We start from the raw sequence: 4,534 nt of genomic DNA, 5'->3' as shown, positions 1-4,534 counted from the left end.
AAGATTTGCAGACTTGTAGTCATCGGGTGTCTGACCACGGTATGGCTGGCGGGTTCAAGTATTGGTCGCAACACTCCAGATAGAAGAGGGGTGTGTGGATGGGACGAAGAGGACGCAAGCGGCGACTCGATCTGGAGACGCAGTATTGGGCGCAGTTGGCGGCCGGAGTGGGCAGCATCGAGGCGTGCCGGCAACTCGGCATCGGACGTGGCGTGTCCCCGGCGAGCGGGGCCGTTATGTTTTAGAGTCCTGTTGCCCGTGACGTGGGCAGATAGGACGATGGGGAACATGGCTGGACGTAAGCGGAACTCCGCGGAGGACATCGTGCGCAAGCTGCGCCGTGCCGACGAGCTCACCGCAGCGGGCAAAACGCAGGAGGAAATCGCCGCCGAACTCGAGGTGTCTGCGGCGACGCTGTACAACTGGCGCCGTCAGTACGGCGGTATGGACACCGACGCGGCGAAGGAACTCAAGGAGCTCCGGGAGCAGAACAGCCGACTCAAACGCCTGCTCGCGGACGCCGAGTTGGAGAAGGACGCACTGCGGGAGGTAGCGAAGGGAAAATTCTGAGCCCAGCCGCCAAACGCCGCGCCGTTGACATGCTCGTCACTACGATGAACATGTCGAAGCGTTTGGCGTGCAAAGCAGTTGGGCTTGCCCGCTCCACCTACGCACGAACGCCCGTCGCTCAGACACCCGCAGACCCGGACGCCGCCCTGAGGGCCACGCTGCGCACCTACGCCCGCGAACACCCGCTGCACGGGTTTCGGCGCGCCTGGGCGCATCTGAGACACGGCAAGGGCGCACTGGTGGAACAAGAAGAAGGTGCACCGCTTATGGAAGGAGGAAGGCCTGCAGGTCCGCATCTATCACCCACGCAAACGCGCCGGTGTCAGCTCGTCGCCGCAGATCGAAGCCGATGCCCCGAAAGTGGTGTGGGCTATGGACTTTCAATTCGACTCCACCATCCACGGGAAGACGATCAAGATCGCGTCGATGATCGACGAGCACACCCGGTTGTCGGTGCTGAACATCGTGGAGCGCTCGATCACGGCGCAGCGATTGACGGAGGAGTTGGACAAGGCGTTCGCATTGTGGGGCGGCCCGCCGCTGGTGTTGCGAATGGACAACGGTCCGGAGTTTATTTCCGCTGTTCTGCAACAGTTTTGCCGTGACCGGATTGGAATCTCATACATTCCGCCGGGGACACCGTGGAACAACGGGCACATCGAGTCCTTCAACAACCGACTACGGAGGGAGTGCCTCAATCGGAATCATTGGACGAGCCTGCTCGAAGCACGGGTGGTGATCGAGGACTTCAAGGACGACCACAATCAGCGGCATCGCCACTCGTCGCTGGGGTACCTGACACAGGCCGAGTACGCTGCCCGATGCACCCATACCCACCAACCGGTGGACGGGCGCGAGATCGACTGACACCAATCAGAACGTGGCTCTAAAACGACGTGGTCCGACTATCGGGGACCTGCCACAGCCAGAACTGAAGTACCCCTGGGCGACCTGCTTGTCGAGTACCCGCGGGAAGGTTGACGGGATCAGTTATGCCGATGGACCTCCAGCGAGAGGGCGACACGGGCGTCGTCAGTGGCGCCGGCTTCACGGTTTTGTCGTCGGGTTCCGGTACAGTTGCCACCAACACGGCCAGCCTTCCGCTCATTCGAGGGGGAGGCTGGTTTTCTTATGCCCTTTGAGCCAGCCCACCTACGGTAAACCGTTCAAGACCATTCCCCAGCAGCGGCAGCTGCTGGAATCACGAGGGATGGCGATCGCGGACCCCCTGGACGCTGAGCGGTGGTTGGACACCGTCGGGTACTACCGGCTCAGCGGCTACTGGTACCCGTTTCGTGTTCGTAGTCGATCGAATACCGGTCCCCCGGTGATCGAGGACCGATTCCAGCCCGGCACGTCGTTCCAGCAGGTGCTCGATCTCTAAGAATGATCGCTGACAGCGGCGCCGTAGCGTGCCCCCAGGGGCCCAAACTCCCCCGACCGCGTTGCTCTAGCCTGGTTTAGCCTGAATGCACCGATCGGCATGAGTGGCTGAGTGTGTCACAAAGGCGAAATGCCCTGTCGTAGTGGAAGAATAAGACTTCTCTAGGGTCAGATTCAGCCACACCGAAGGGCACCTCGCAGATGCAACTATCTCACACCCGACCCGTCGCGGCGGCGAGGTTCGATGACTCGAATCTGGTGGCGACCGCGGGACTGGTCCCGGTGATGGCGTTGGCGCGGGCCAGCGGCCTGCTGACGCTGGCCGACGAGCACCTGAGCGTGCCGACCGACAAGGGTGCCAACCCGGGCCGCAAGATCGGGTCCCTGGTCGCTGGGATGGTCGCGGGCGCCGACAGCATCGCCGACCTGGCGATCCTGCGGCACGGGGCGATGGGGACGATCTTCGACCGCCCGTACGCACCGTCGACGATCGGATCATTCCTCCGCGAATTCACCTTCGGGCACGTCCGGCAACTCGACGCCGTCGCCTCGCGGTTCCTGGGCAACCTCGCCGCGAAGACCCCGCTGGTGTCGGGGATCGATACCGGCCGGGTGCTGGTCGATATCGACGATTCGATCATCGAGGTGCACGGGCACGGCAAACAAGGCTCCGGATACGGCTACTCCGGCGTGCGCGGACTGAACGCCCTGATCGCCACCGTCACCACGGAGACCTGTGCGCCGGTGATCGTCACCCAACGCCTGCGCCGAGGAGCGTGCGGCTCGCCGCGCGGGGCCGCCCGGATGGTCGCCGACGCCCTGGCCACCGTCGACCGACTGCGCACCCACGCTGCGGGGACAAGAGGCAACGGCGCGCCGAAGGTTCTGGTCCGCGGCGATTCCGCCTTTTACGGCCATCCCACCGTCGGTGCCGCGCTCCGCGCCGGCGCCGATGTCTCGGTGACCGTGCGCCTGACCTCCACCGTCAAACGTGCGATCGCATCCATCGGCGACGACGAGTCCGCGTGGACGCCCATCGAGTACACCGACGCCGTCTACGACGAGGGCAGCGACACCTGGATCTCGCGGGCGGAGGTCGCGGAGATACCGTTCACCGCGTTCACCTCCCAGAAGAAGGCCCATCACATCCCGGGTCGGTTGGTGGTGCGCCGCATCCCCGACCTGCGACCTCCCAAGGACAAGGGCCAGGGCGCGTTGTTCGACGTCTGGCGGTTCCACGCCTTCTTCACCACCACCGACCCCGATGACCTCGATACCGTCGCGGCCGACAAAACCCACCGTCAGCACGCCGTCATCGAGCAGGTGCACGCGGACCTGAAGAACTCCGCCCTCGCGCATCTCCCGTCGAACTCGTTTTCGGCGAACGCCGCCTGGCTGGTCTGCGCGGTGATGGCGTTCAACCTCACCCGTGCCGCCGGCACCCTCACCGGCGATCCGAAGCTGACGAAAGCGACCACCGGCACCCTCCGGCGCACCATCGTCTCGGTCCCCGCTCGGATCGCCTCCTCGGCCCGCCGGTTGACGCTGCACCTACCCACACACTGGCCGTGGGAAACAGCGTGGCACACCCTGTTCGACAACACCTTCGGCGGAAATCAGCCGATAATCGCCTAACGCCCGCGGAACCGTCCGGCCTCAATGCGAAAGACCCAGTGGAACAACCCGACACGAGAGGTCGGACGATCACCCGTGCTCGCACCCCACCCGCTGCAGCACAACCACACTCACACCAACCTCCTCAGCTGATCGGTGCATCCAGGTTTAGGCCTCGATCTACATTTTGGGGTCTAGGACATCTCAGCTGGCAGTGCCTTCATATGCTAAACCGAGACGAATCAAGGAGCAGAAATGGACCCATTCATATACTACCCAGCCAGGCTGCGTAAGTTATGTGTCCTCGATACTCGCAGATTTCCGCGGCGTGACGATAATGCGGACGTCATCCTCGTTCCAGACGGCTGGAATGACTACGGGTATACAACTCTGTACGATGCCTACTACTGGCCGAGTTTAACCTCTGAAGCGATTCCACTCGGGGGTGTCAGGATCGCGTATCCCGGACTAGAACCTGGAGACCGTCCGCTTGAGGGAGGATACTACACGAAACTTCCGGATCAATGCTTTTCCCTCGGTGTGAGTGCAGACTACTATATTGAACTGTCACGCATTGATCCGGAACAACGGTACGAAATACTCCATTCATTGAATGATATCGCCTATAGCGAATCATACTTGCAGCTGGCCCTCGGACACGAGGTGACCGAGCAGTCATTACTTCGAAGTGTAAGCTATCCCATGATAACCGGTCAATTCCGGAGAATAATCGCGGGGCTCGAAGTTCTACAAGAGTACAATTTTTCATATTTCCCCGAGCCGTCCCCATTGCACTTCACATTCCCCTTATCCTTCAACGTCGATCCTTACACGAAACCACCCACAAATATCCATGCATTAATTGGCAGAAATGGCGTCGGAAAAACAACCCTACTGAAGAGGATCGCACAGGCAATAGTTGGCGGCGATGACCCCTCCCAACCGTCCGGTTCTTTAGTGGATCTCG

4 protein-coding genes and 1 pseudogene are annotated in these 4,534 nt (G+C 61.7%); all 5 read left to right on the top strand.

The genetic code is table 11. The features are described 5' to 3' along the window. Window positions 1–98 precede the first annotated feature (98 nt). Entirely contained in the window at window positions 99–245 is a 147-nt protein-coding gene (locus WAW17_RS14590) for a hypothetical protein (protein WP_422333667.1), read from the top strand. A gap of 43 nt (window positions 246–288) precedes the next feature. Then, window positions 289–1,437: pseudogene (locus tag WAW17_RS14585) on the top strand (IS3 family transposase). A gap of 271 nt (window positions 1,438–1,708) precedes the next feature. Next, window positions 1,709–1,954 carry an Abi family protein gene (locus WAW17_RS14580; protein ID WP_422333666.1) on the top strand — a complete coding sequence of 82 codons (246 nt, stop codon included), beginning with the start codon at window positions 1,709–1,711 and terminating at the stop codon, window positions 1,952–1,954. A gap of 200 nt (window positions 1,955–2,154) precedes the next feature. After that, window positions 2,155–3,588 (top strand): IS1380 family transposase, encoded by a 1,434-nt coding sequence (locus tag WAW17_RS14575; protein WP_422333665.1) that lies wholly within the window; start codon window positions 2,155–2,157, stop codon window positions 3,586–3,588. A 234-nt stretch (window positions 3,589–3,822) separates the two neighbouring features. Then, on the top strand, window positions 3,823–4,534 hold a 712-nt coding region (locus WAW17_RS14570; RefSeq protein ID WP_422333664.1), incomplete at its 3' end, for a hypothetical protein.

This window comes from Rhodococcus sp. (in: high G+C Gram-positive bacteria) (assembly GCF_049286785.1).
In the GTDB taxonomy this organism is placed as follows: domain Bacteria; phylum Actinomycetota; class Actinomycetes; order Mycobacteriales; family Mycobacteriaceae; genus Rhodococcus_F.
The sequence above is the reverse complement of the archived record's forward strand: the minus strand, read 5'-3'. Positions and strand labels throughout refer to the sequence as shown.